Genomic DNA, 1,687 nt, shown 5'->3' with positions numbered 1-1,687 from the left:
GGTACAAGCCCGGCGAAGACGTAACGGGAGCTGAAGTTCCCAGCGGGCGGCAATCCTCGCCGAACCAAAGGCAGACTTCGCCCTCAGCCGTTGCGGAAGGCGTAGCCGTAGCCGTTGATGGCCGGCACGCCGCCGAGATGGGCGTAGAGCACCTTCGAGCCCTCCGGGAAATAGCCGGTCTTCACGAGGTCGATCATGCCCTGCATGGATTTTCCCTCGTAGACCGGATCGGTCATCATCCCCTCCAGCCGGGCGCAGAGGCGGATCGCGTCCTTGGTCTCCTCGGACGGCACGCCGTAGACCGGATAGGCATAGTCCTCGACCAGCACCACGTCGTCGGCGGTGATCTCCTGGCCAAGCTCGACGAGGGCGGCGGTGCGCTGCGCGATCTCCAGCACCTGCGCCCTGGTCTGCGCCGGGGTGAAGGAGGCGTCGATGCCGATCACCCGGCGCGCCCGGCCGTCGGCGGCAAAGCCGACCAGCATGCCGGCATGGGTGGAGCCGGTGACGGTGCAGACGACGATGTAGTCGAAGGCGAAGCCGAGCTCGGCCTCCTGCGCGCGCACCTCCTCGGCAAAGCGACGTAGCCGAGGCCGCCGTACTTGTGCACCGAGGCGCCGGCCGGGATCGGATAGGGCTTGCCGCCCTTCGCCTCGACGTCGGCGATGGCGTCTTCCCAGCTCTTGCGGATGCCGATGTCGAAGCCCTCGTCGACCATCTGCACGTCGGCGCCCATGATCCGGCTCAGCATGATGTTGCGACCCGGTCGTACACCGCGTCCTCGTGCGGCACCCAGCTTTCCTGCACCAGCCGGCAGTTGAAGCCGATCTTCGCGGCGGTGGCGGCGACCATGCGGGTGTGGTTCGACTGCACGCCGCCGATCGAGACCAGCGTGTCGGCGCCCGACGCGATCGCGTCCGGCACGATGTATTCGAGCTTGCGCAGCTTGTTGCCGCCGAAGGCGAGACCGGAATTGCAGTCCTCGCGCTTGGCATAGAGCTCGACCTTGCCACCGAGATGCTCGGTGAGCCGCGACAGCTTCTCGATATGGGTCGGGCCGAAGGTCAGCGGGTAGCGGGGGAATTTCTGGAGGTTCATCAGGCAGGCTCCGGGGCGGGATCGGGCGCCGACAGGCCGTACGAGGAGGCGCCGGCGTCGTCGGCCACGGCCAAGATCTAGCGCAGGTCGCGTGAAAGGTGCTTCCGAAGTTGGCGGAAGGGGGCCCGCGTTGCGTAGCTGAAGCAAGCCGATATGATGCATCTTCGAAATCTGGCCCGAAAGATCGAACAATCTCTCATGGACGAAAAACTCGACCGGATCGACGTCCGGCTGCTGCGCCTGCTGCAGGCGGATGGCCGGATGGCCAATGCCGATCTGGCGCGGCAGACCAACATCAGCCCCGCCACCTGCCATCGCCGCGTCGAGCGGCTGTTCGCCGAGGGCTATGTGCGCGGGGTGCGGGCGCGGATCGCCCCGGCCCCGGTCGACCGTGGCACGATGGTGATCGTCGGCGTCGTGCTCGACCGCTCGACGCCGGAAAGCTTTGCCACCTTCGAGGCGGCGGTGAGGGAGTTGCCGTTCATCCTCGACTGCCATCTGGTGGCCGGCGACTTCGACTATTTCCTCAAGATCCGCGTGCGCGACATTTCCGACTTCAACGGCCTGCACGGCAGCCGGCTGATCGGCC

The 1,687-nt window shown here is 66.7% G+C and carries 1 protein-coding gene and 1 pseudogene; one reads left to right on the top strand and one right to left on the bottom strand.

Annotation, left to right across the window (positions count from 1 at the left end):
• Window positions 1–83: 83 nt before the first annotated feature.
• Window positions 84–1,098: pseudogene (locus A6302_RS20200) on the bottom strand (1-aminocyclopropane-1-carboxylate deaminase).
• Window positions 1,099–1,296: 198 nt separating this feature from the next.
• On the opposite strand from A6302_RS20200, the gene A6302_RS20195 reads away from it, so the two are divergent.
• On the top strand, window positions 1,297–1,687 hold a 391-nt coding region (locus A6302_RS20195), incomplete at its 3' end, for an Lrp/AsnC family transcriptional regulator (protein WP_069308509.1).

Origin of the sequence: Methylobrevis pamukkalensis (genome assembly GCF_001720135.1) — a bacterium.
GTDB classification, from domain to species: domain Bacteria; phylum Pseudomonadota; class Alphaproteobacteria; order Rhizobiales; family Pleomorphomonadaceae; genus Methylobrevis; species Methylobrevis pamukkalensis.
This window is presented reverse-complemented; position numbering and strand designations above follow the sequence as displayed.